Source organism: Agrobacterium sp. 22-223-1, assembly GCF_053522385.1.
On record NZ_JBNWCN010000001.1, the window covers coordinates 198,123 to 218,378 of the forward strand.

At 59.5% G+C, this 20,256-nt stretch carries 22 protein-coding genes; 9 read left to right on the top strand and 13 right to left on the bottom strand.

What is annotated here, in order from left to right; all coding sequences use genetic code 11:
- Nucleotides 1-53 precede the first annotated feature (53 nt).
- Nucleotides 54-1,037 carry a GlxA family transcriptional regulator gene (locus ACQZ60_RS00975; RefSeq protein ID WP_448734616.1) on the bottom strand — a complete coding sequence of 328 codons (984 nt, stop codon included), beginning with the start codon at nt 1,035-1,037 and terminating at the stop codon, nt 54-56.
- Nucleotides 1,037-1,597, bottom strand: coding sequence for an isochorismatase family protein (locus ACQZ60_RS00980; protein WP_448734617.1), 561 nt, complete (start codon nt 1,595-1,597; stop codon nt 1,037-1,039). The genes ACQZ60_RS00975 and ACQZ60_RS00980 overlap by 1 nt, the downstream gene beginning before the upstream one ends.
- A gap of 182 nt (nt 1,598-1,779) precedes the next feature.
- Between ACQZ60_RS00980 and ACQZ60_RS00985 the strand changes: the two genes are divergently transcribed.
- Entirely contained in the window at nt 1,780-2,763 is a 984-nt protein-coding gene (locus tag ACQZ60_RS00985; protein WP_448734618.1) for a Gfo/Idh/MocA family protein, read from the top strand.
- Here ACQZ60_RS00985 and ACQZ60_RS00990 read toward each other — a convergent pair.
- Nucleotides 2,760-3,131, bottom strand: coding sequence for a hypothetical protein (locus ACQZ60_RS00990; RefSeq protein WP_448734619.1), 372 nt, complete (start codon nt 3,129-3,131; stop codon nt 2,760-2,762). The two genes, ACQZ60_RS00985 and ACQZ60_RS00990, sit on opposite strands and share 4 nt — an antisense overlap.
- 12 nt (nt 3,132-3,143) lie before the next feature.
- Nucleotides 3,144-3,386 (bottom strand): hypothetical protein, encoded by a 243-nt coding sequence (locus ACQZ60_RS00995; protein WP_020812414.1) that lies wholly within the window; start codon nt 3,384-3,386, stop codon nt 3,144-3,146.
- A 189-nt stretch (nt 3,387-3,575) separates the two neighbouring features.
- On the opposite strand from ACQZ60_RS00995, the gene xseA reads away from it, so the two are divergent.
- On the top strand, nt 3,576-5,174 hold the full coding sequence (gene xseA, locus ACQZ60_RS01000; protein WP_448734620.1) for an exodeoxyribonuclease VII large subunit: 1,599 nt from the start codon (nt 3,576-3,578) through the stop codon (nt 5,172-5,174).
- Here xseA and ACQZ60_RS01005 read toward each other — a convergent pair whose 3' ends face one another.
- From ACQZ60_RS01005 to ACQZ60_RS01015, 3 genes are all read right to left on the bottom strand, one after another.
- Complete coding sequence (locus ACQZ60_RS01005) at nt 5,175-6,377, bottom strand: mandelate racemase/muconate lactonizing enzyme family protein (RefSeq protein ID WP_448734621.1); 1,203 nt, start codon at nt 6,375-6,377, stop codon at nt 5,175-5,177. It lies immediately after the preceding gene.
- A 57-nt stretch (nt 6,378-6,434) separates the two neighbouring features.
- Nucleotides 6,435-7,142 (bottom strand): FadR/GntR family transcriptional regulator, encoded by a 708-nt coding sequence (locus tag ACQZ60_RS01010; RefSeq protein WP_003520144.1) that lies wholly within the window; start codon nt 7,140-7,142, stop codon nt 6,435-6,437.
- A gap of 107 nt (nt 7,143-7,249) precedes the next feature.
- Nucleotides 7,250-7,750 (bottom strand): MarR family winged helix-turn-helix transcriptional regulator, encoded by a 501-nt coding sequence (locus ACQZ60_RS01015; RefSeq protein ID WP_162935940.1) that lies wholly within the window; start codon nt 7,748-7,750, stop codon nt 7,250-7,252.
- A gap of 81 nt (nt 7,751-7,831) precedes the next feature.
- Between ACQZ60_RS01015 and pecM the strand changes: the two genes are divergently transcribed.
- On the top strand, nt 7,832-8,695 hold the full coding sequence (gene pecM, locus ACQZ60_RS01020) for a 4-hydroxybenzaldehyde efflux transporter PecM (protein WP_127756734.1): 864 nt from the start codon (nt 7,832-7,834) through the stop codon (nt 8,693-8,695).
- Between the two features lie 6 nt (nt 8,696-8,701).
- Here the strand turns inward: pecM and ACQZ60_RS01025 are convergent, their stop codons facing one another.
- From ACQZ60_RS01025 to ACQZ60_RS01035, 3 genes are all read right to left on the bottom strand, one after another.
- Entirely contained in the window at nt 8,702-9,940 is a 1,239-nt protein-coding gene (locus ACQZ60_RS01025; RefSeq protein WP_448734622.1) for an aminopeptidase, read from the bottom strand.
- A gap of 88 nt (nt 9,941-10,028) precedes the next feature.
- The gene (gene ybaK / locus ACQZ60_RS01030) at nt 10,029-10,505 is read right to left on the bottom strand and encodes a Cys-tRNA(Pro) deacylase (RefSeq protein WP_125145165.1); all 477 of its coding nucleotides are present in this window, start codon (nt 10,503-10,505) and stop codon (nt 10,029-10,031) included.
- A gap of 12 nt (nt 10,506-10,517) precedes the next feature.
- On the bottom strand, nt 10,518-10,865 hold the full coding sequence (locus tag ACQZ60_RS01035; RefSeq protein ID WP_003520139.1) for an ArsC family reductase: 348 nt from the start codon (nt 10,863-10,865) through the stop codon (nt 10,518-10,520).
- A 237-nt stretch (nt 10,866-11,102) separates the two neighbouring features.
- Between ACQZ60_RS01035 and ACQZ60_RS01040 the strand changes: the two genes are divergently transcribed.
- Nucleotides 11,103-11,270: a hypothetical protein gene (locus ACQZ60_RS01040; RefSeq protein WP_003503889.1), complete on the top strand. Its 168-nt coding sequence runs from the start codon at nt 11,103-11,105 to the stop codon at nt 11,268-11,270.
- A 198-nt stretch (nt 11,271-11,468) separates the two neighbouring features.
- On the opposite strand, the gene ACQZ60_RS01045 is transcribed toward ACQZ60_RS01040, so the two are convergent.
- Together ACQZ60_RS01045 and ACQZ60_RS01050 are read right to left on the bottom strand one after the other, a co-directional pair.
- Nucleotides 11,469-12,185: a 2'-5' RNA ligase family protein gene (locus tag ACQZ60_RS01045; RefSeq protein ID WP_020812406.1), complete on the bottom strand. Its 717-nt coding sequence runs from the start codon at nt 12,183-12,185 to the stop codon at nt 11,469-11,471.
- 90 nt (nt 12,186-12,275) lie between these two features.
- Entirely contained in the window at nt 12,276-12,977 is a 702-nt protein-coding gene (locus ACQZ60_RS01050) for a methyltransferase family protein (protein WP_020812405.1), read from the bottom strand.
- A 357-nt stretch (nt 12,978-13,334) separates the two neighbouring features.
- Between ACQZ60_RS01050 and ACQZ60_RS01055 the strand changes: the two genes are divergently transcribed.
- The 5 genes from ACQZ60_RS01055 to ACQZ60_RS01075 all read left to right on the top strand — a co-directional run bounded on the left by ACQZ60_RS01055 (nt 13,335) and on the right by ACQZ60_RS01075 (nt 18,552).
- Nucleotides 13,335-13,913, top strand: a complete 579-nt coding sequence (locus ACQZ60_RS01055) for a TetR/AcrR family transcriptional regulator (protein ID WP_020812404.1) — start codon at nt 13,335-13,337, stop codon at nt 13,911-13,913.
- Between the two features lie 143 nt (nt 13,914-14,056).
- A complete protein-coding gene (locus ACQZ60_RS01060; RefSeq protein ID WP_020812403.1) occupies nt 14,057-14,545 on the top strand; it encodes a hypothetical protein in 489 nt (162 codons plus the stop codon).
- Between the two features lie 193 nt (nt 14,546-14,738).
- Complete coding sequence (locus tag ACQZ60_RS01065; RefSeq protein ID WP_020812402.1) at nt 14,739-15,557, top strand: SDR family oxidoreductase; 819 nt, start codon at nt 14,739-14,741, stop codon at nt 15,555-15,557.
- A gap of 346 nt (nt 15,558-15,903) precedes the next feature.
- Nucleotides 15,904-17,451, top strand: coding sequence for a class I SAM-dependent methyltransferase (locus ACQZ60_RS01070; RefSeq protein ID WP_020812401.1), 1,548 nt, complete (start codon nt 15,904-15,906; stop codon nt 17,449-17,451).
- A 108-nt stretch (nt 17,452-17,559) separates the two neighbouring features.
- Nucleotides 17,560-18,552, top strand: a complete 993-nt coding sequence (locus ACQZ60_RS01075) for an AraC family transcriptional regulator (RefSeq protein ID WP_020812400.1) — start codon at nt 17,560-17,562, stop codon at nt 18,550-18,552.
- Between the two features lie 69 nt (nt 18,553-18,621).
- Here the strand turns inward: ACQZ60_RS01075 and guaA are convergent, their stop codons facing one another.
- Nucleotides 18,622-20,199, bottom strand: a complete 1,578-nt coding sequence (guaA, locus tag ACQZ60_RS01080; RefSeq protein ID WP_448734623.1) for a glutamine-hydrolyzing GMP synthase — start codon at nt 20,197-20,199, stop codon at nt 18,622-18,624.
- Between the last annotated feature and the right edge of the window lie 57 nt (nt 20,200-20,256).

Sequence of the window (20,256 nt, forward strand, 5' to 3'; positions counted from 1 at the left end):
CCATTCAATTCCTTTGATGGCATTCATCAGGCAACGGGAGAAAGCTGGCGAGGTCAGGCCTGAAAGCCGCGATAGTGGCTGGGCGGAAGGCGATTATGCTGTTGCCACACGCGCCGCAAATGCCGGGCGGAGGCAAAGCCCGCCCGCTCGGCGATGGCTTCCATATCGAGACGGCTGTTGGCGAGAATGTCGCGCGCGAGATTGACCCGCATCAGGTTGACGTAGTCGATGACGCTGATGCCGGTATGCTCGCGAAACAGACGCGATAAATGCCGTTCACTCAGCGCGGCAATATCCGCCAGCCGTTCCAGCGACCAGTCGCCTGCCGGTTCCGCCATCACCCGGTCCTGAACCCGGTGAATGGCAGGGTGGATGTGGTTGCGGCCGGTGAGCCAGGGGGAAATCTGCGGGTCGTTGCCGCTGCGCCTGAGATAAACGACCATGGTTTTGGCAATACGCGCCGCGACCGCCGGGGAGGTGAGCCGGGAAACGACATGCAGCATGAGGTCGATGCCGGTCGAAATGCCGGCACTTGAGAAACGGTTGCCATCCTCGACGAAAAGGCGGTTCTCCGCCACCTGGGATAGAGGTGCGATACGACGCAGCGCTTCGACGCAATCGGCATGCGTCGTGCAGTTCCGCCCGTCGAAAAGTCCGGCCTCCCCCGCCAGCAGCGCGCCGGAGCAGATGGAAACGACCGTGGTGTCGGCGCGCACCGTGTGACGCAGCCACGCCGCCAGCGCCTGCCGTTCCCGGCGCGTTTCCGGCTCGTAATCGAAGCGTGAGGTGCTGCCGGAAATCAGCAGGAACGCATTTTCCGGAAGGGTCGCGGGCAGGGCTTCCAGCCCGCAAAGCCCAAGACCGATGGAGGATTGCTGCTGGTCATGCGCTGCGATGTAGCGGCAATCGAAATGGATATCCTTCTGTTCCCCGTTGGCATAACGGACAACTTCCAGCGGGCCTGCAATGTCGAGCAGCAGCGCGTGCGGCGGCACAAGCGTATAAAACGGAATGATGCGTGTGCCGCCTTTGTCCATCAGGCGGCCTTTTTAACGGTCGCAAGCACGTCGTCCACGCTAGTGATGCGTGCGAAGCGGCCCGCCAGCACCAGTTCGGTCCGTTTGCGGATATCGTCCGCGCTGAACACGGTGCCAGAGGCATGTGTCATCGGAAAGGTAAGCGTCGCCTCGGTAACGTAGTCGACGCTATAGCCGAGGTCAGAAGCATGCCGCGTCGTTGTTTCGCAGCATTGTTCGGTGCGAATGCCGGAGACGATAAGCCGGTTGATGCCCTTCTGCGTCAGCCAGATTTCGAGGCCGGTGCCGGCAAAAGCGGAGTGACGGTTCTTGTGGAAGGTGACATCAGGGCTGATCCGCACACCTTCCAGCGCGCGGATGTAACCGCTTTCCTTTGCAAAGGCCCGGTCACCATCGACATGGAAGATCTGCACGACGGGTATTCCCGCAGCCTTGGCACCGTCAATCAGCGCCTGCTGTTTTTCCAGATAGGCAGCCAGTCCGCTTTCCTCGAAATAGGGCGCGTGCCGGAAGGATTCCTGAACGTCGATGACAAGAAGGGCTGTCTGAGAAGAGGACATTTCATGGTTCTCCATTGGGTTCACGCTTAGCATAATTCACCTTCAAAAGAACGGATGAAAGCAGGAAAACCGACAAAGGCAGGACAGATTCGGCCATCGTTCCTGCAGAGCCCGTCGCGTGTGGCTTGCCAGGCTGTCCGACAATGATAAGTTTCGGAGAGATTGCAGAATGGGAGAACGGGATGCTGCGCTTCGGAATAATGTCTACGGCAAAAATCGCTCAGGATCATGTCATCCCGGCGATACAGGATGCCCAGAACTGCGTGGTCAGTGCCATCGCCAGCCGCGATCACGCAAAGGCCCGCGCGGTCGCGGACCGCTTTTCCGTACCCCACGCCTTCGGCTCCTATGAGGAGATGCTGGCATCGGATGTGATAGACGCTGTTTATATTCCGCTTCCCACTGCGCAACATGCGGAATGGACCATAAAAGCCGCTGATGCCGGCAAACATGTTCTTTGCGAAAAGCCGATTGCTTTGAAAGCCGGGGAGATAGACGCCCTCATCGCCGCGCGTGACCGCAATGGCGTCGTCGTATCGGAGGCCTTCATGGTCACTTATTCCCCGGTTTGGGCCAAGGTGAAGGAGTTGCTGGCCTCCGGCGCGATCGGAACGCTGAAACATGTGCAGGGCGCTTTCAGCTATTTCAATCGCGATCCCGGCAATATGCGCAATATTCCCGAACTGGGCGGCGGCGCGCTGCCGGATATCGGTGTCTACCCGACCATCGTGACCCGTTTTGCCACCGGCGCCGAGCCGAAGCGCGTGCAGGCGAGCGTCGAGCGCGACAGGGAATTCGGTACGGATATCTATTCCAGCGTCAGGGCCGATTTCGGCGGTTTCGAGCTGAGCTTTTATCTGGCGACCCAGCTTGCCGCCCGTCAGCTCATGGTTTTCCATGGCACTGAGGGGTACATTGAGGTCAAATCTCCCTTCAACGCCAATCGCTGGGGTGCGGAAGAGATCGAACTGACCAATCAGGCCCATAACCAGTCGCAAATATTCCGGTTTCAGGATAGCCGCCAATATAAGCTGGAGGCGGAGGCCTTTGCCCGTGCGGCGAAGGGCGAGGGCGACGTCGTGACGCTGGAAAGCTCGAGAAAGAACCAGCTTTTCATCGACGCTATCTACCGGGCGGCGGAAAAGGATGGCTGGGAGACGGTTTAGTCCTGATCTTGCCGTTGCTTTTGAAGCCGCCAATAGCCGTAGAGCGCCAGTGCCAGTGCTGCGATTATTGAAAAGGCGAGCGGGACGAACGGCTGGACGAGAGGATTGCGCCATTGCAGCAGGGCAAACAGGCCGACACTGACGATACGTGAGGTGAGTGTGACGGCATTCATCAGAAAGCTGTTCAGCCTGGCCGATGCCTCACCATTTGCACGGTTCAGCCGCCAGCTTGTTGCAAGCCCCGTTGCTGCGCCCGGCAAACGGGCGGCCAGCGGATCGACGCCGAGATAGAAAATAAGCAGACAGGTAACGGCAAGGTCGGCGGCCAGTCCGCATGTCTCGGTCAGCGCAAAGTGCGGAAGCTTCAAGACCGTGGGCTTTTAGAGGGTTGGCTGGGTGGAACGCGGGCGTTGCAGCACCAGTAGGCCGAGGACGACACCCACGACACCGAAATTGTAACCGGCGAGCGCCAGAAGCAGCGACATCAAGGGCACGGCCGTGGAAGAAAGTGCAATCGCCACGCCATAGGCACCGATAATCATCATGCAGATGAAAACGATGCTGAAAACCGAACGGAGCGCAACTGCGGTTACGCCGAGCGCTGTGGCGGTAAGAAAAATCATGATGCCGCCTCCTCTTTGGTTGCCGGGCCTGGGGCCAGACGTAACGCCGTTTTCCCTAACGAACCCTTGTTTCCTCCTCCAATCCCCATTTTCCTAACTCGTTAGTTGAGGATATGGTTTCATCGCCGTTAAAATGAGGCTGGCCGGCGCCGGCATTTCCGAATCGACGGGTTTTGGTTACAAACGGGCATGAGCGATATCTTCTCCCACGCAGCATTGAGCAATCTTGCCGAGTTCTCGGTCTCCGAACTGTCGGGTTCCATCAAGCGCACGGTGGAGACGGCTTTCGAGCAGGTGCGGGTGCGCGGCGAGATTTCCGGCTATCGCGGTCCGCATTCTTCAGGACATGCCTATTTCTCGTTGAAGGACGACCGCGCCCGTATCGATGCGGTGATCTGGAAAGGCACCTTTTCACGGCTGAAGTTCCGCCCGGAAGAGGGCATGGAAGTCATCGCCACCGGCAAGGTCACAACTTTTCCCGGCTCATCGAAATACCAGATCGTCATAGAAAGCCTCGAGCCTGCCGGCGCGGGCGCGCTGATGGCGCTTCTCGAAGATCGCCGCCGGCGTCTGGCGGCGGAAGGGTTGTTCGATGCGACCCGCAAGCGCCGGCTGCCCTTCATGCCGCATGTCATCGGCGTCGTCACTTCGCCCACAGGCGCTGTCATTCGCGATATTCTTCACCGCATTTCGGATCGCTTTCCTGTCCATGTGGTCGTCTGGCCGGTCAAGGTGCAGGGCGAAGGCTCGGGCGAGGAGGTGGCGAACGCCATTCGCGGTTTCAACGCACTCCAGCCCGGCGGTGAGATTGCGCGGCCGGATGTACTGATTGTCGCGCGTGGCGGCGGCAGTCTGGAGGACCTCTGGAGCTTCAACGACGAAATCGTCGTGCGTGCCGCTGCCGAAAGCGAAATTCCGCTGATTTCCGCCGTCGGGCATGAAACCGATACGACCTTGATCGACTACGTCGCCGATGTGCGTGCGCCGACCCCGACGGGGGCCGCCGAAATGGCCGTGCCGGTGCGAGCGGAACTGGAAGCGCAGCTCTCCGGCCTTGCCGCGCGTCTTTCAGGCTCTGTATCGCGGCAGATGGACAATCGCCGTCAGGGTGTGCGGGCGCTGGTGCGCGCGCTGCCGTCGCTCGATCAGCTTCTGGCGCTGCCACGCCGCCGTTTCGACGAGGCCGCGAGCGGTCTCGGGCGTGGACTGGAATTGACCACGCTGAACAAGCGCCGCGCCTTTGAACGGTCCGCTTCGGGTCTCAGGCCGGAAACCTTGCTGAACGGTCTCAAACAGCACAGGCAACGGATTACCGAGCGCATGCATCGGGCCGAGACCCTGGTGGAGCGCCGTCTGCTGCAGGGAAAAGGCCGTGTCGATGCCTTCGATTCCGCGCTGCGTTCGCTTCCTGCCCGGCTGCTCGGCCAGGTGGAGCGGCAGAAGGAGCGGGTCGTCACCGGCGCGCGCCGGGCCGATACAGCCGTATTGCACCGCATGGCGCAGAACCGCGCAGGCCTTGCCGCCCATGACCGCATCCTGCAATCGCTGTCTTATAAAAACGTGCTGAAACGTGGTTATGCCGTAATCCGCGATGAGGAGAACCGGCCGCTGACCCGCGCTGCCGCTGTCGCTTCAGGTGCTGTGGTGTCGATGGAATTTGCCGATGGCCGCGTCTCGGCCATCGCGACGGGGGAGGGCGCGCCATCCCCTGATAACCCCGTAGTGCCAAAAAAGAAACCGGCGAAACCGGCTTCTTCCGATCCGGGCAATCAGGGCAGCCTGTTCTGATCAGATCGACGTCGCATCCGAAAAACGGCGGCTGACGGTGAAGGTCTTTTCGATATCGGGATGCAGTTCCATGCCAAGGCCGGCGCCCGGCGGCACGGTTATCATGCCGTTCTTCACCTCAGGCAATGCGGTGACGAGATCGCGATACCAGGTTTTATAGAAGGCGCGCACGCTTTCCTGCACCAGCGCGTTCGGCGCGTTGAGCGACAGATGGGTGGAGGCGCAGAGCACCACCGGCCCGGTGCAATCATGCGGGGCGACCGGCAGATGCCAGGCTTCCGCCATCGAAGCGATCTTGCGCGCCTCCGAAAGCCCGCCGCACCAGCTGATGTCCAGCATCACCACACCGGCAGCACCTGTCTCCAGCAGATCGCGGAAGGCCCAGCGTGAACCGAGCGTTTCCGAGGCGGAAATGGGCGCAGGCGAAACGGCGGCATAACGCGCCAGGCTGGAAAGACTGTCCATCTTGATCGGGTCTTCATGCCAGAAGGTCTGGTAGGGAGTGAGCGCCTTGGCGATCTGCATGGCGGGCAGAAGCTGCCACATGGAGTGAAACTCCACCATGATATCCATCTTGTCACCCACCGCCTTGCGGATTTTTTCGAAAGGCTCGAGCGCGCTTTTTAGGTCCGGCATCGAGATATATTGCCCGCGCGTCTTTTCCGCCGCCGCATCGAACGGCCAGATCTTCATGGCCGTGATGCCCTCTTCCAGCAGCGAATGGGCAAGGTCGTCAGCGCGGTGCAGGAAGCCGTTGAGGTCGTCGTAATCCTTGCCGCTGGAGAGGCCGTAATTGGCCGTCTGCTGCCCGGTGGCCTTCTTGATATATTCGGTGCCCGCGCAGGTATTGTAGGTGCGAATTTCCTTGCGGCTGAAACCGCCGAGCAGCTGGGCGATGGGCTGGTTTGTGGCCTTGCCGAAAATATCCCACAGCGCAATATCGAAGGCGGAATTGCCGCGCACTTCCGCGCCCGATGAGCGGAAGCCGAGATAACCGACGAGGTCCTGCGCCAGAAGGTCGATCTGCAGCGGATCGCGACCGATCACGCGCGGGGCAATATATTCATGCACATAGGTCTCCACCGTCTCCGCTCCGAAGAAGGTTTCGCCGAGCCCGGTAATGCCCTCATCCGTATGGACCAGAACCCAGAGCAAGTTCGTCCGTTCCGCCACGCGGACGGTCTCGAGTTTTGTGATTTTCATGAAGTGTCTCCTCCTCCAGAGGCAGGTCGTGTTCCGTCTGGAACCGTGTTTGAAAAATCAGGCGATGCCGGCTGCCAGAAGCGCATGCACGCTTTCATCGAAATGCCGCGCCATCAGTGTTGAAGCCGTTTGCGGATCGCCGGCGGCAATGGCCTGTCCGATGGCGATGTGAAGCTCGCTTGCGGCATGGCGCTGCGCATCGGATGTGCGGCTTTTCCAGCCGATCGGCCATGTCTGGCGCGTCACGTTCTGAAAAGCACCAAGAATGAGTTCGAAAACCGGGTTCTTGGAGGCCCTGGCAACGGCGATGTGAAAAGCAAGGTCGTGTTCCATGACCTTGTCGTTGTCGCCGAAATCCCGCTCCATATTGTTGGCATGGTCGAGAATGGTCAGCGCTTCCGCATCCGTGCGCCTCAGTGCCGCGAGCGTCACGGTTCTGACTTCGATCGTGCGGCGCACATCGTAGATCTGCTGGATGTTGATCTGCTCGGTGTGAATGCCATGTTCGAACATCAAGGACATTGCACCGTGATCCAGCGTCGCCACCGTCGCGCGCTTGCCGGCACTCACGTCGATCAGCCGCATGGCCGACAGAGAACGGAAAGCTTCCCGAACGACGGTACGGGAAACACCGAGCTGCTGCGAGAGCGAAAGCTCGCTGGGGAGCTTCGCTCCCGGTGCAAGTTCGTTTTCGCGGATATGGCGGGTGATAGCGCCGATCGTGCTGCTGACGAGACCGGACTCATGCGAAATGGCAGTTAACATTTTTCCTCCAACCTGTAGTACAGGTTTATGGAAAATTGCTTACAGGATTTTTGGGAGCGAAACAAGCGCCATCACGGAGCCATTGTGTGTTTGTTGGGCCGAAAAGCCTATTCTTCGAAATCCCGCAAAAACCGTTTCAGCAGCCGGTTCAGCGTCACGCGCTCTTCTTCGCTGAGGCCGGCGACCAGGCGGTGCTGGTTTTCGACGTGAGCGCCTGCCGCTTCCTCGACAATGGCAAATCCCCGTTCCGTCAACGATATCAGAACGCTGCGCCGGTCGTTCGGGTTATGGATGCGCTCCACCAGCCCGGCTTTCTCGAGCTGGTCGATCCGGTTGGTCATGGTGCCGGAACTCACCATCGTCATGGCTAGGAGATCGCCGGGGGAGAGCCTGTAGGGTGAGCCGGAGCGCCGCAATGTCGCCAGCACATCGAAAGCGGAAGAGGAAAGCCCGTGCTTCAGCAGCACCGCCTCCACCTCCCGGCCGAGATGGGTGGTGAGACGGTTCAGGCGCCCGAGCAGCCCCATGGGGCCGACATCGAGATCGGGCCGCTCCCTGCGCCATTGCGCCAGAATGTGATCGACATGGTCCAACGGTTCTTTGCTCATCACCAAGGCATAACAATTGATGTCTTGACGTCAAGATAAAATCGGCTAGATTATATTTATCTTGATGTAGAGATTCTTGAAATGAAGAAAAATACGACCTATGCCGCCGATGTGCTGGTGACAGCCCTTGCCCCCGCCATCTGGGGAACCACCTATTTCGTGACGACCGAATTTTTGCCGCACGGCTATCCCTTTCATGTCGCGATGCTGCGCGCATTGCCGGCCGGCGTGCTTTTGCTGCTTTTCGTGAGAAAGTTGCCGCACGGTATCTGGTGGCCGCGCAGCTTCATTCTCGGAGCGCTGAATTTCTCGTTCTTCTGGGCGATGCTTTTTGTGTCGGCCTATCGGCTGCCGGGCGGCGTGGCGGCAACGGTGGGCGCAGTGCAGCCCCTGATCGTGATTGGGCTTTCCCGGCTGTTTCTCGCCGCACCCGTCCGGCCGCTGGCCATCGCGGCCGGTTTTCTGGGCATTGTCGGCGTCGCGCTTCTGGTTCTGGCGCCGGGCGCTGCGCTGGATGGTATCGGTGTGGCGGCAGGTCTCGCCGGTGCCGTCTCCATGGCTTTTGGAACGGTGTTGACCCGTAAATGGCGGCCGCCGGTGTCGAACCTCACATTCACCGCCTGGCAATTGACGGCGGGCGGCCTTCTGTTGCTGCCGGTCGCCTATTTCCTGGAACCGGCCCTGCCGACGCCGACGGCGGCCAATATTCTCGGCATGGCCTATCTGGGACTTATCGGTGCCGCCCTGACCTATTTTCTGTGGTTTCGCGGGCTTGCCCGCATTGAACCTTCCGCCGCCGCATCGCTCGGTTTTCTAAGCCCGGTCGTTGCAACCCTGCTTGGCTGGCTGGCGCTCGGCCAAAGCCTTACGCCAGCGCAGATCGCCGGTTTCGTTGCGGTGCTTTTCAGCATCTGGCTCAGTCAGCGCAGCCAGTTGCCGAGATAGGTGTCGTCAGGCCCATTCGCCCTTGCGCATCACCGGAACCGTGGAGCCGTCCGGCTTTACACCGTCAATATCCACCTTGTCGGAGCCGATCATCCAGTCGATATGAATCAGGCTTGAGTTGCCGCCCTGCGCCTTGATCTGATCTTGCGACAGCGAAGCGCCGTCGAGGAAGCATTTCGAATAGCATTGGCCAAGCGCGATGTGGCAGGAGGCGTTTTCATCGAAAAGCGTATTGTAGAACAGAATGCCGCTTGCCGAGATCGGCGAGGAATGCGGCACCAGCGCCACTTCGCCGAGACGCCGCGCGCCCTCGTCGGTGTCGAGCACCTTGTTCAGCACCGCTTCGCCCTTCGAAGCCTTGGCTTCGACGATACGGCCGGCTTCAAACTTCACCTGTATGTCGTCGATCAGCGTTCCCTGATGCGACAGCGGCTTGGTGCTGGAGACGTAACCGTCGACACGCAACGCATGCGGGGTGGTGAAGACTTCTTCCGTCGGGATATTCGGGTTGCAGGTCACGCCATTCTTGGCGGTGGAGGCGCCGCCATGCCATTCATGGCCGTCCGCCAGGCCGATCTTCACATCAGTGCCGGGGCCGGTGAAATGCAGTGAGGAGAAGCGCTCGCCGTTCAGCCATGCCGAACGTTTGGCGAGATTGGCATTGTGCTCGGCCCATGCCGCGACCGGATCGGCCAGATCCACCCGCGATGCGGCGAAGATGGCGTCCGCGAGCTTGCGAACAGCTTCGTCTTCCGTCACATCCGGAAAGACCTGCTTTGCCCAGGAGGGGTTCGGATAGGAAATGATGTTCCAGTTGATGTCGAAATTGGAAATCTTCTCCAGCGCCGGCTTGTAGGCCGTGGAGTTGGCCTTGTTGGCGCGGGCTACCTTGGCGGGGTCCTGTTCGGCCAGCAGCATGGGATTGTCGCCGGCAATCGCCAGCCGCGCCGCGCCATTGGCATAGGCTTTCGCCATGCCTTCATAGAGCCAGCCGGAAGCCCGGTCGAAATTGGCGTCGCTGGCGTGGCGATAGCGGGCAAGCGTGGTTTCTTCGTCGGAATAGAAAGTGGTGACCAGTCCGCCACCCGCCATATAGGCGTGTTTGGTCAAAAATCGCACCAGTGGCAGGGCCGCCAGCGGTGCGGTAATCACCAGATCCTGATCCTTCTGCAATTGCAGGCCGACCTTGACGGCGACTTCGGCCAGTTTTTCGAGTTTGACGGGATCGATGGGGGAAACGGTCATGATCTGCCTTCGTCTATTTCAATAGGAGGCGCCGACCATAGCCCATTCCTTCCGAAAGCCAAATGCTTTCAGGTGCGCATCCTGCGCTTCAATCTGCGACCAGCGGCGCCGCAATCGCCTTCAGCGCGCTTTGGGCATCGCGGGGCGAAAGCCTCACCTGCAGGCCGCGTTGTCCGCCATTCATGTAGACATAATCATGTGCCATGGCCCCGGCCTCAATGGCCGTCGGCACCTGTTTCTTCTGCCCGAAAGGGCTGATGCCGCCGACATGGTAACCGGTGGCCCGTTCCGCATCGGCAGGCCTCATCATGCTGGCGGATTTGCCACCGAAGGCGGCGGCTAGTTTCTTCATGCTAACCTCGCGATCCGAAGGGACGACGACGCAGACCGGCTTGCCATCGAGTTCCGCCATCAGCGTTTTCAGCACCAGATGCGGTGGTTCACCGATCGCCTCGGCCGCCTGCAGGCCGATGCGATCGGCATTCGGATCGTAGTCATAGGTGACGGTGGTGAAGGCAACGCCGGCCTTGGTCAGCATCTGGGTGGCGCGGGTTGTTTTGGACATGGCGGGCTGCGTTCACGCAAAAAGGGTCTGGTAGGTTTCAGGCTTGAAACCGACGGTTATCCTGCCTTTCGCCTCCAGCACGGGACGCTTGATCATGGAGGGCTGCTCCAGCATCAGCCCGATGGCCTTTTCACGGGTGAGATCGGCCTTCTGGCCGTCATCGAGTTTCTTGAAGGTGGTGCCGGCGCGGTTGAGAACCGTTTCCCAGCCCGCGGCATCGCACCATGTTTCCAGATGGGCACGGTCGATGCCGGCCGCCTTATAGTCATGGAAAGAATAATCGACACCGTTGGCTTCCAGCCAGCTTCTGGCCTTCTTCATCGTGTCGCAGTTCTTGATGCCGTAAATTGTGACCGTCATGCCATCTGCCTCTTCGTCTCTAAAAGCACTTCCGGCATAACAAAATATCCGTCTTATTCAACCTGCCTGCTGAAGTGCCCTGCGCATATACCCGGTCCCGGTGCCTAAGCCATGCAAAATCGCAATGGCTGATATCCAAACGAGCGCGAGCAAAGCTGCATGGCTTCCCTGCTGCATCATGAGTTGTAGAACGGGCCGGAAATGCCCATTATCTAGGCATCAAAGATGGAGAGAAAAATGCGTCAGGTTGCAAAGACATCGCGTAACTTCTTCGGTGAAACTTTCGCCGTTCTCGGTGCAGCGCTCTCGGTTTCGGCCGCTGTTCGCGCACATCGCAAGCCCGCCCGCGCCGATCTCGAAGCCCTCGGCATCGACGGCAAGGCTTTCGACAAGGTACAGCTCTAAGCTGATCATCATCCGTTGCGAGGCGATATCGCCTCGCTTGCGCTCAGAATCGATAACCGGATCGGTTTTCGGCTGGCGCGGCGGATGTGCAACTGGCGCGAAGAGCGTCGGATTCGCACAAGAAGGTTCCGCATAGTTCCCAATGGAGAATGCGGAAAAATTGTCGGTATCAGAGCGCTATGCCGCTTCAGGTGCATGTTATCGCACCGACGCCCTTTGTGTCGGCCGTTTCGAAGGTCCGATCACTTTTTCCGGCAAATGTAGCTGGCTTTCAGGCCGTTCATAACGCTCCGCTTTCGGCGAGAGTGCGAAGCGCCCGAGCAGTTCATGCCGTGTTTCGCCATTGTGGCTGAAAACGAGTTCGAAGCTCCCCGCAAGCCAGCTATAGGGTTTGTCAGCCGGCATCAGCTCAATTTTCCCGCAGCCGTAGATAACGGTGAGATGTGGCGTAAACGACGATGCGGCGACATAGGGCAGGTTTGCCCGCCAAAGGGCGCGCTGCACCATTTTCGCCAGAGCCTTAAGTTCCAGCATCTCGCGGCTGCTGCGTAGCGCCAGACTGCTGCGATTGCCGAAAAGCGATGTTCCATCGAATGTGATCGGAACGGGCCGCGCCTTGATCTCGCCCAGCGCTGCCTTCAGCCTCTTTACCAGCCCGTGAGGCACGGTCTCGAAACCTCCAATACAGAGCAGGGTTATATGCAGAAGCTCCGGCGGATAGGCCTCACGCTTCGTCCGCCCTGCGGCATGGCGCGACGCATCGGCAAAAATTCGCTCCGCCAGGGCTGCCGGCGGTTTCACCGTGATCAAGAGCTTGCTGCTAAATCGCGGATTGAAACGCCGTATTTTCTCCGGCTCCCATCCTTCGAAGAAAAGCTGCTTTAAACCTCCTTCATCTGCCAACCCGAAACCCATAGCGATGCTCCACGGCCTTTGCCCGGGCCGGGATATTATCACCAATGGCAATAATTGAAAGAACAAAAGGAGAACAAAAGCATTAGGCGCTTACCAGATGCCGGGAAATAGCCGATAGCGCCTTTCACGGGCATAATCAGCATAACCGGGCAATTCGGCCTGGAGCAGACGATCTTCCCAGCCGGTGCGCAGGATCAGCAGGGCGATGGCCAAAGCGGCGGGGAGCAGCGCCACCCAGGAACCCAATGCGAGCGGTATGCCAGTGAACATGGCGATTGCGGACGTGTAACCGGGGTGGCGCACGATACCGTATGGGCCCGACGTGATCACCTGCTGTCCGCGCTCGCTTTGGATGCGGACACCCGGCTCGAAGAACGGATTGACGGCTTGGGCCCACGCCGTAACCCCAATGCCGCCGACAAGCAGGATATACCCGAGCAGAATGGCCCAAAGCGGCACGATGGACCACCCCATCCGGCCGGCGTCGAGTGCCGCAACCGGGATTTCAGCGGCAAAAGCGAGAAGGATACCGGTGACGAGAAACAGGTCCCATGTCTTGGTGCCCGGCTGGAACCGGCTGCGCGCGCGGAAAATGACCGGGTTCACAAGCGCCAATACTAGCGCGGAAAGGCCAAAGGCGGCGACGACAACCGCGAGGAAAACCCAGCCCGGACACCAGCCGATCCGGCCCGCAGGCAGAAAGATCAGGGCCATCAGACTGAGCGGTGAAATAATGGCGTAGAGGATCGCGGCGGCGCGTGACATTGGCTTCGGATCGACATCGTGTGTCATCGACGGGCTCCCCCATTGTCCTTTGCAGGCGAACGTAGCCTGTCCTAACGGACTGCATGGCACTGGCTAAAGCCGTGCCGGACCGACGGTGCTCTGCAAAGGATGGTCGAAATACTGGCGAAAAACGGCGCAAAGTCAAACGTGCAAGCGGCTTCGTGGCTCGTCAACCGCATGACACGAGCTTCTGGACCCGGACGATGCGGCCTCGGTTCGGGGCGTGGATCAGCTGCCATCGGCCTTGGAATAGGCTCGCCATATCCGTCACGCGCACTCGGTCTCCGGTAAGCTCCTTTCAGCGTTCATAGGTTAAAACCGCCTGGCGTTGACATTCTACCTACTAGTTGGTAGGCTACTCTCATGAAAAATCCACAGACCAAAGCCGATGAAATCCTCCGTTGCGCACGCTCCCTGATCATAAAGGGCGGCTACAACAGTTTCAGCTATGCCGACATTTCCGCTGTGGTCGGCATCCGCAATGCGAGCATTCACCACCATTTTCCCAGTAAGTCCGATCTGGTCCAAAAACTTGTCGCTCAATACAGGCAGGAGGCCGAAGCCGGTATCGCCGAACTGGAGCGAAACATTTCCAACCCGCTCGAACAGCTCCGCGCCTATATCGGCTATTGGGAGGGCTGTATCGCCGAGGCCACTCATCCCTTCTGCGTCTGCGCTCTGCTCGCCAGTGAAATTCCGGTTCTTCCTGAAACGGTCGCTCTTGAAGTGCGCGCGCATTTTCGAAATCTCTCCGACTGGCTAACCGCCGTTCTGGAAAGTGGCGTTGCCCAGGGGCGCCTCGCGCTGAGCGGGACCGCCAGAGCGAACGCTGAAATCTTCATGGCCACCGTGCACGGCGCGATGCTTTCCGCCCGTGCCCATGGTGATGCGACGACTTTTGGCGCAATAACCCGCCCCATGCTGGAGCGCATGACCGCTTAAATTCGGAGTTTCGCGAGGGAGCTCGATGCATGACCTGAGCGGCACGCCACCGAAAAAATAGACCGTATTAAGCTCGCAGATTTGTCGATGACGGTCTGCTTCCCGGACCACCACGTCCTTCTGGACGAGAAAGGCAATCTCTCATGTTCGGAATTTCTCCGCTCGGCTGGATCCATACGCTTGGAAGCCTGCCAGCCATTCCCGCCGCCATTTACATGTTTGCCCGCCACGGTCGAATCGTTCCCCGATCAGCGTTAGGCACTCTTTATCTTGTCTCCATGCTGATTGGCGCTGCGACGGTCTTCCTCGTGGCGCATCAGCCGATCAGTTACGGCGTTGGCGTCCTGACCATCCTGTTCCTGCTCGCAGGTTACGGCATCGAAGGCGTTCTGGGTTCAACGCGCATGGCCAGATATATTGAAACCATCTGTCTCAGCATCAGTGCGTTTCTTTTGATGGTCCCGACGGTCAGTGAAATCCTGCGTCGTGTTCCAGACGGTCACCCTCTGGTTACGGACCTGAAATCGCCGCTGCTTCTCGGCGCTCAGGCAGGGTTGCTGGCGATCCTCGTGGTCGGCCTGACCGCCCAGATCATCTATCTCGCACGACAAAACAGAAACGCCGCGAACTAGTCGCAGCGCTATATCCAAGTCTGTGTCCAACCCCAGTGGCGTTGCCGCAGCCACGGTGGATTGGGGAAGGGCCCCTACCGCGCCTAATCATGGAATGGTTGGCGCGCTTCGATTGTACATTGGCGTGCTCCGATACTGCCACCCAAAGACCAGTCAGATAGATTGAGGCTCGTCACAGAATTGGGAAGTGCAAATGACTGGAACGATCCTCATTACCGGAACTTCGAGCGGCCTCGGCCGTGCCACGGCCAAGCTCTTTCAAGCGAAGGGATGGAACGTCATCGCGACAATGCGCGACCCCGGGGCCGAAACAGAACTGACGAAGCTTGCAAACACGCTCGTTACCCGTCTCGACGTTCAGGATGTCACGTCGATCACCGCCGCGCTGGTCGCCGGTTTGGCGCGGTTCGGGCGTATCGATGCTCTTGTCAACAATGCGGGATACGGTGCCTATGGACCCCTTGAGGCGACGCCGCTGGAGAGCATGCGCCGCCAGTATGACGTGAATGTCCTTGGCCTCATGGCAACGACCAAAGCCCTTTTGCCGCATTTTCGGAAAAACCGCAGCGGCACCATCGTCAACATCTCATCGATGGGCGGACGGATCGCCTTTCCAACAGGCGCGCTCTATCACGGCACGAAATTCGCGGTGGAAGGCCTTTCCGAAGCGCTGCAATATGAGCTTGCACCCCTCGGCATCCGCGTGAAAATCGTCCAGCCCGGCATGATCAACACGGATTTTTCCGGTCGGTCCTTCGAGCACAACAACGATCCGGCACTTGTTGAATATCAGCCCGTTATTCAGGGCATGTGGGATCTGGCGAATTCGATGAAGGATCAAACATCGTCGCCAGAAACGATTGCGGAAGTCGTTTACGAGGCCACAACGGACGAGAGCGACCGGCTCCGCTATGCCGCCGGCGCCGATGCGGAGCAGCTCCTTGCCGCGCGCTACGCGTCGGACGACGCAGAGTTCTTCGCTGGTATGAAGGCACAATTCGGGATGGCTTAAGTCGTCGCCCCTGCGGCGCGCCGGAGTATCCAAGGGTTCATCAGCTCCCCCGATACGCCTCCTGCCCGATTTCCCCTGCTTCCGGAGCGGAAGTGGGGGCGGAATCGGGTGGTGAACTTCTCTCCTACCTGCGGGTGCGCGAGCGAGCAGCGACGGCCATTCCTAGGCGCATTCCGCCCTTGTTGGTGCCGCATGGCGGGCCCGACATCCCGTCCTATGAGCAGACACCCAAGGTCGGGCCCGTTGAACACGAACTCCGATCGGGTTTCGGAGCAAAGCAGCATACCGCCCGCCGATGCCCTGGCTTGATCGGCCCAGATCACAACCCCAGCAAAGCAGGTGCATTTTGACGACTTGGACGCAAGGCTATGTAGATGGCCTGGACTATACGTTCGATTTTTACCGGGAATTGACGCCTGCCTTGTTGGGTTTTGCGGCCCTTTGTAGGGGACAGAAGTTTGCCCTGGAAGGCCGGTCACTGAAATATTGCGAGCTTGGCTGCGGTCAGGGCTTTTCGACCAATCTTCTTGCCGCCGCCAATCCCGACATTGAATTTTATGCCAATGATTTCAATCCCGCCCACATTGCCGGCGCGCGATCGTTGGCGGGTGACGCCGCACTCGCCAATGTGCACTTTTACGAGCATGCCTTTGCGGATTTTGCCGATGAACCCTCGCTTCCGAATGGTTTCGATATCATCGCCCTCCATGGGGTCTTCAGCTGGATATCGGCGAGGAACCGCGGCCAGATCATGGACTTCATCTTTCGCAAGCTGAAGCCCGGCGGTCTGGTCTTCATCAGTTACAACACGCTCCCTGGCTGGGCCGCCACCCTGCCTTTGCGGCGCATTCTCCTCGATCGGGCAAATCGGAATTCAGGACCGCTGCAGCTGCGCATCGAGGAAGCCCTCGAATTCGCGGATACGCTCCTCAAATCGGATGCGGGATATTTCAAGAACAATCCCGCGGTGAAAACGCATTTTGGCCAGATGCAGCAGATGTCGCGCAACTACCTCGCGCACGAATATTTCAATGAGGACTGGCATCCCATGTATTTTTCGGATGCCGTCAGGGAATTGTCTGCGGCGAAGCTCTCATTCCTCGGGTCGGTCGACTTGCTCGATGCGGTCGAGAGCCAGTTGCTCAGCATCGAGCAGCAGGCCTTATTGGCAGCAGAGTTGGATCCGATACAGCGCGAGACTTTGAAAGCCTTCGTGACGAATGAGCAGTTTCGTCGGGACCTGTTCGTAAAGGGCGCTATTCCCCATACGGTTCGAAGTTCGGCGGGCGGCTGGATCGATGCCAGGTTTGCGCTTTCCAGGCCTCGCGACGTCGTTGCCGCAGCCCTGAAAAGGCGTTTCTCAAATCAGCAGCTTCAGGAGGCGATTTACGAGCCGCTGCTGAATGTTCTCTCTGGTGGTCCCGTCACCACGCGGGAAATTTTGAGCGATACCATCGTTGGCCGTTCCCTGTCCTGGGGACAGGTTACGGATACGCTGACCGCCCTCGTTGGCGCGGGATACCTCCAGCCATGTTTGCGGGAGGAGGGGCAGGCGCAGCGCGAGAAAAGCTGCGGCGCGTTCAACGCTGCTGTTTGCAGGAATGCGAAGGACAGCGAAACGCTACAGTTTCTCGCTTCTCCGGTGACCGGCGGAGGTGTCAGGCTGGACAGGTTCGAACAGCTTTTTCTTCTGGCGATCGGCGACTGTAAAGAGCGGCCGGAAGAATGGGCCCATCATGCCTGGTCGGTGCTTGCTCCCCAGGGACAAAAATTGTTGAAGGAGGGAAGAGCGCTCGAAACCGAGGAAGAGAATTTGACCGAACTCACAGCACGGGCGAACGTGTTTGCCGATAATCTGCTTCCTGTATGTCGATCCTTGCGTATAGTGCAATAGATACATAAAGCGCCCGGTCGGCATTGCTAAGAGTGCTGCCGGCCATGTTCTTTTCTGTGAAATGTGCTCTGCGAATGGATGGCTTAAATCGTAGCGCGAGAAACCAGAATGGCCCCATCTGACACCTACGCACTCGACACCGCGACATGGCGTATGGTCTTCAAGGACCTCGGCATCGTCCCGGCCAACGCCCTGCGGCGTGCAGGCCTGCCGGACGATCTTCTGCAACACCCCTCGGTTCGCCTCCCGCCCGATGAATACCACCGCCTCTGGAACGGAATGGAGGCGGAAGCGGGTGATGGACTTTTCCCGCTGCGGGTATGCGAAGCGATCCGCGGCGAAGCTTTTTCGCCGCCGATCTTCGCTGCCTTGTGCAGCCCTAACCTCGTGACGGCCGTCCGCCGTATCGCTCAATACAAGCGGCTGATCGCGCCAATGCGCCTTGAGGTGTCGGAGGAGCATGACAAGATGACCCTGGAACTTTCGTGGATCTGTACGACGCAGCCGCCGGGTTCCCTGATCCTGCTGGAATTGCTCTTTTTCGTTTCGCTCGCTCGCATGGGTACGCGCGAGACGGTTATTCCAGTCGCAGTAACGACGCCTGTCCTGCCCTCGCCGATCGCCCCCTATGAAGCATTTTTGGGTGCAAGCCTGAAACAGGGAGCGCGCCATCAGATCGTCTTCGGCGCGGCCGATGCGATCCGCCCTTTCCTGACATCAAATGCGCGAATGTGGGCAACTTTCGAGCCGCATTTACGTCAGCAGCTGGCCGAACTCGATGGAGAGGTCACGACGTCGCAACGCGTTCGAGAGGCTCTTCTCGCGGGGATCCCGAGCGGCCGTATTTCCATCGAGGCGATCGCAGGGAAACTCGTGATGAGCAAGCGAACTTTGCAACGGCGCATCGAATCCGAAGGTGCCAGTTATCAGCAACTCCTGGCAGAGACGCGCGCAGCGCTTGCACACCACTACCTCAGAAAGACAACCCTGCCTCTGGCGGAAATCTCTTTCCTGCTCGGCTTTGATGAACCGAATTCCTTCTATCGGGCCTTTCGAGCTTGGACAGGAAAGACGCCCGATAGTGTCAGGTATAAACAATGAGCGGAGCCGCTAGGCCCACGGGCGTCTGCCGTTCAGATTGGCACGCAGCGGCGTTTTGGCAGGCCAAAATCATTCCCACTCGATCGTGCCGGGCGGCTTGCTCGTCACGTCATAGACGACGCGATTGATGCCGCGTACTTCGTTGATGATGCGGGTTGCCGTGCGGCCAAGGAAATTCATGTCGTAGGGATAGAAATCCGCCGTCATGCCATCCACCGAGGTCACGGCGCGAAGCGCGCAGACGAAGTCATAGGTGCGGTAATCGCCCATGACGCCCACGGTCTGCACCGGCAGCAGCACGGCGAAAGCCTGCCAGATGGTGTCGTAGAGACCGGCCTTGCGGATTTCATCGAGATAGATCGCATCCGCCTTGCGCAGAATATCCAGCTTCTCACGGGTAATCGCACCGGGGCAGCGGATTGCCAGGCCCGGACCGGGGAAGGGGTGGCGGCCGATGAAGCTGTCCGGCAGGCCGAGTTCACGGCCGAGCGCGCGCACTTCATCCTTGAAGAGTTCGCGCAGCGGCTCGACGAGCTGCATGTTCATCCGCTCGGGAAGGCCGCCGACATTGTGGTGGCTCTTGATGGTGACCGACGGGCCGCCGGAGAAGGAGACGCTTTCGATGACGTCAGGGTAAAGCGTGCCCTGCGCCAGGAAATTCGGTGCGCCCTTGCCGTCGGCGGCAATCTTGGCCGCTTCGGCCTCGAAGACCTCGATGAACAGGCGGCCGATGGTCTTGCGCTTCACTTCCGGATCGGAAACGCCCGACAGTTCGCCGAGGAACAGGTCGGCGGCATCCACATGCACCAGCGGAATATTGTAATGGTCGCGGAACATGCCGACGACCTGCTCACTTTCGCCAAGCCGCATCAGGCCGTGGTCGACGTAAACGCAGGTGAGCTGGTCGCCGATCGCCTCATGAATGAGGATGGCCGCAACCGAGGAATCGACGCCGCCGGAAAGCGCGCAGAGCACGCGGCCGGTGCCGACCTGCTCGCGGATTTTGCGGATCATCTCGGCGCGATAGGCCGCCATCGTCCAATCGGATTTGAGCCCCACGATCTTGTGCACGAAGTTGGAGAGCAGCTTGCCGCCGTCGGGCGTATGCACCACTTCCGGGTGGAACATGGTGGAGTAGTAGTGACGCTTCTCGTCCGCGGCGATGGCGAAAGGTGCGTTCTCGGAGGTCGCGATGACCTCGAAACCTTCCGGCAGCTTCGTTACGCGGTCGCCATGGCTCATCCAGACGGGATAGCTCTTGCCCTGTTCCCAGAAGCCTTCGAAAAGCGGGCTCGCCTTCTTGATGTCGATATCGGCGCGGCCGAATTCCGCCGCATGGCCACCCTCGACCACACCGCCGAGCTGCGTGCAGAGCGTCTGTTGGCCGTAGCAGATGCCGAGGATCGGAACCTTGCTGTCGAACACCGCCTGCGGTGCGCGCGGGCTTCCTTCCGCCGTGACAGATGCGGGGCCGCCGGAGAAGATCACGCCCTTGGGCTGAAGCTTCTCGAACGCCTCTGCGGCATTCTGGAACGGATGGATTTCGCAATAGACCCCGGCTTCGCGGATGCGGCGCGCAATCAGCTGCGTCACCTGGCTGCCGAAATCGATGATGAGAATGCTGTCGGGATGGGCTATCTGGGTCATGGCGAGCCTTTAAAGAAAATGGCGGCTTTAGGCAACCCGGAAGCGGGCGTCAAACAG

What these genes read in the sequence shown, in the direction of transcription:
- ACQZ60_RS01060 (WP_020812403.1), top strand. Translation starts at nt 14,057, where the DNA reads ATGTTCGGAATTTCTCCGCTCGGCTGGATCCATACGCTTGGAAGCCTG.
- ACQZ60_RS01015 (WP_162935940.1), bottom strand. Translation starts at nt 7,750, where the DNA reads ATGAGCAAAGAACCGTTGGACCATGTCGATCACATTCTGGCGCAATGG.
- guaA (WP_448734623.1), bottom strand. Translation starts at nt 20,199, where the DNA reads ATGACCCAGATAGCCCATCCCGACAGCATTCTCATCATCGATTTCGGC.
- ACQZ60_RS00995 (WP_020812414.1), bottom strand. Translation starts at nt 3,386, where the DNA reads ATGATTTTTCTTACCGCCACAGCGCTCGGCGTAACCGCAGTTGCGCTC.
- ACQZ60_RS01055 (WP_020812404.1), top strand. Translation starts at nt 13,335, where the DNA reads ATGAAAAATCCACAGACCAAAGCCGATGAAATCCTCCGTTGCGCACGC.
- ACQZ60_RS01050 (WP_020812405.1), bottom strand. Translation starts at nt 12,977, where the DNA reads ATGACACACGATGTCGATCCGAAGCCAATGTCACGCGCCGCCGCGATC.
- ACQZ60_RS01010 (WP_003520144.1), bottom strand. Translation starts at nt 7,142, where the DNA reads ATGTTAACTGCCATTTCGCATGAGTCCGGTCTCGTCAGCAGCACGATC.
- ACQZ60_RS01075 (WP_020812400.1), top strand. Translation starts at nt 17,560, where the DNA reads ATGGCCCCATCTGACACCTACGCACTCGACACCGCGACATGGCGTATG.
- ACQZ60_RS01035 (WP_003520139.1), bottom strand. Translation starts at nt 10,865, where the DNA reads ATGACGGTCACAATTTACGGCATCAAGAACTGCGACACGATGAAGAAG.
- ACQZ60_RS01040 (WP_003503889.1), top strand. Translation starts at nt 11,103, where the DNA reads ATGCGTCAGGTTGCAAAGACATCGCGTAACTTCTTCGGTGAAACTTTC.
- pecM (WP_127756734.1), top strand. Translation starts at nt 7,832, where the DNA reads ATGAAGAAAAATACGACCTATGCCGCCGATGTGCTGGTGACAGCCCTT.
- ACQZ60_RS01005 (WP_448734621.1), bottom strand. Translation starts at nt 6,377, where the DNA reads ATGAAAATCACAAAACTCGAGACCGTCCGCGTGGCGGAACGGACGAAC.
- ybaK (WP_125145165.1), bottom strand. Translation starts at nt 10,505, where the DNA reads ATGTCCAAAACAACCCGCGCCACCCAGATGCTGACCAAGGCCGGCGTT.
- ACQZ60_RS01065 (WP_020812402.1), top strand. Translation starts at nt 14,739, where the DNA reads ATGACTGGAACGATCCTCATTACCGGAACTTCGAGCGGCCTCGGCCGT.
- ACQZ60_RS00985 (WP_448734618.1), top strand. Translation starts at nt 1,780, where the DNA reads ATGCTGCGCTTCGGAATAATGTCTACGGCAAAAATCGCTCAGGATCAT.
- ACQZ60_RS01045 (WP_020812406.1), bottom strand. Translation starts at nt 12,185, where the DNA reads ATGGGTTTCGGGTTGGCAGATGAAGGAGGTTTAAAGCAGCTTTTCTTC.
- ACQZ60_RS01025 (WP_448734622.1), bottom strand. Translation starts at nt 9,940, where the DNA reads ATGACCGTTTCCCCCATCGATCCCGTCAAACTCGAAAAACTGGCCGAA.
- xseA (WP_448734620.1), top strand. Translation starts at nt 3,576, where the DNA reads ATGAGCGATATCTTCTCCCACGCAGCATTGAGCAATCTTGCCGAGTTC.
- ACQZ60_RS00975 (WP_448734616.1), bottom strand. Translation starts at nt 1,037, where the DNA reads ATGGACAAAGGCGGCACACGCATCATTCCGTTTTATACGCTTGTGCCG.
- ACQZ60_RS00980 (WP_448734617.1), bottom strand. Translation starts at nt 1,597, where the DNA reads ATGTCCTCTTCTCAGACAGCCCTTCTTGTCATCGACGTTCAGGAATCC.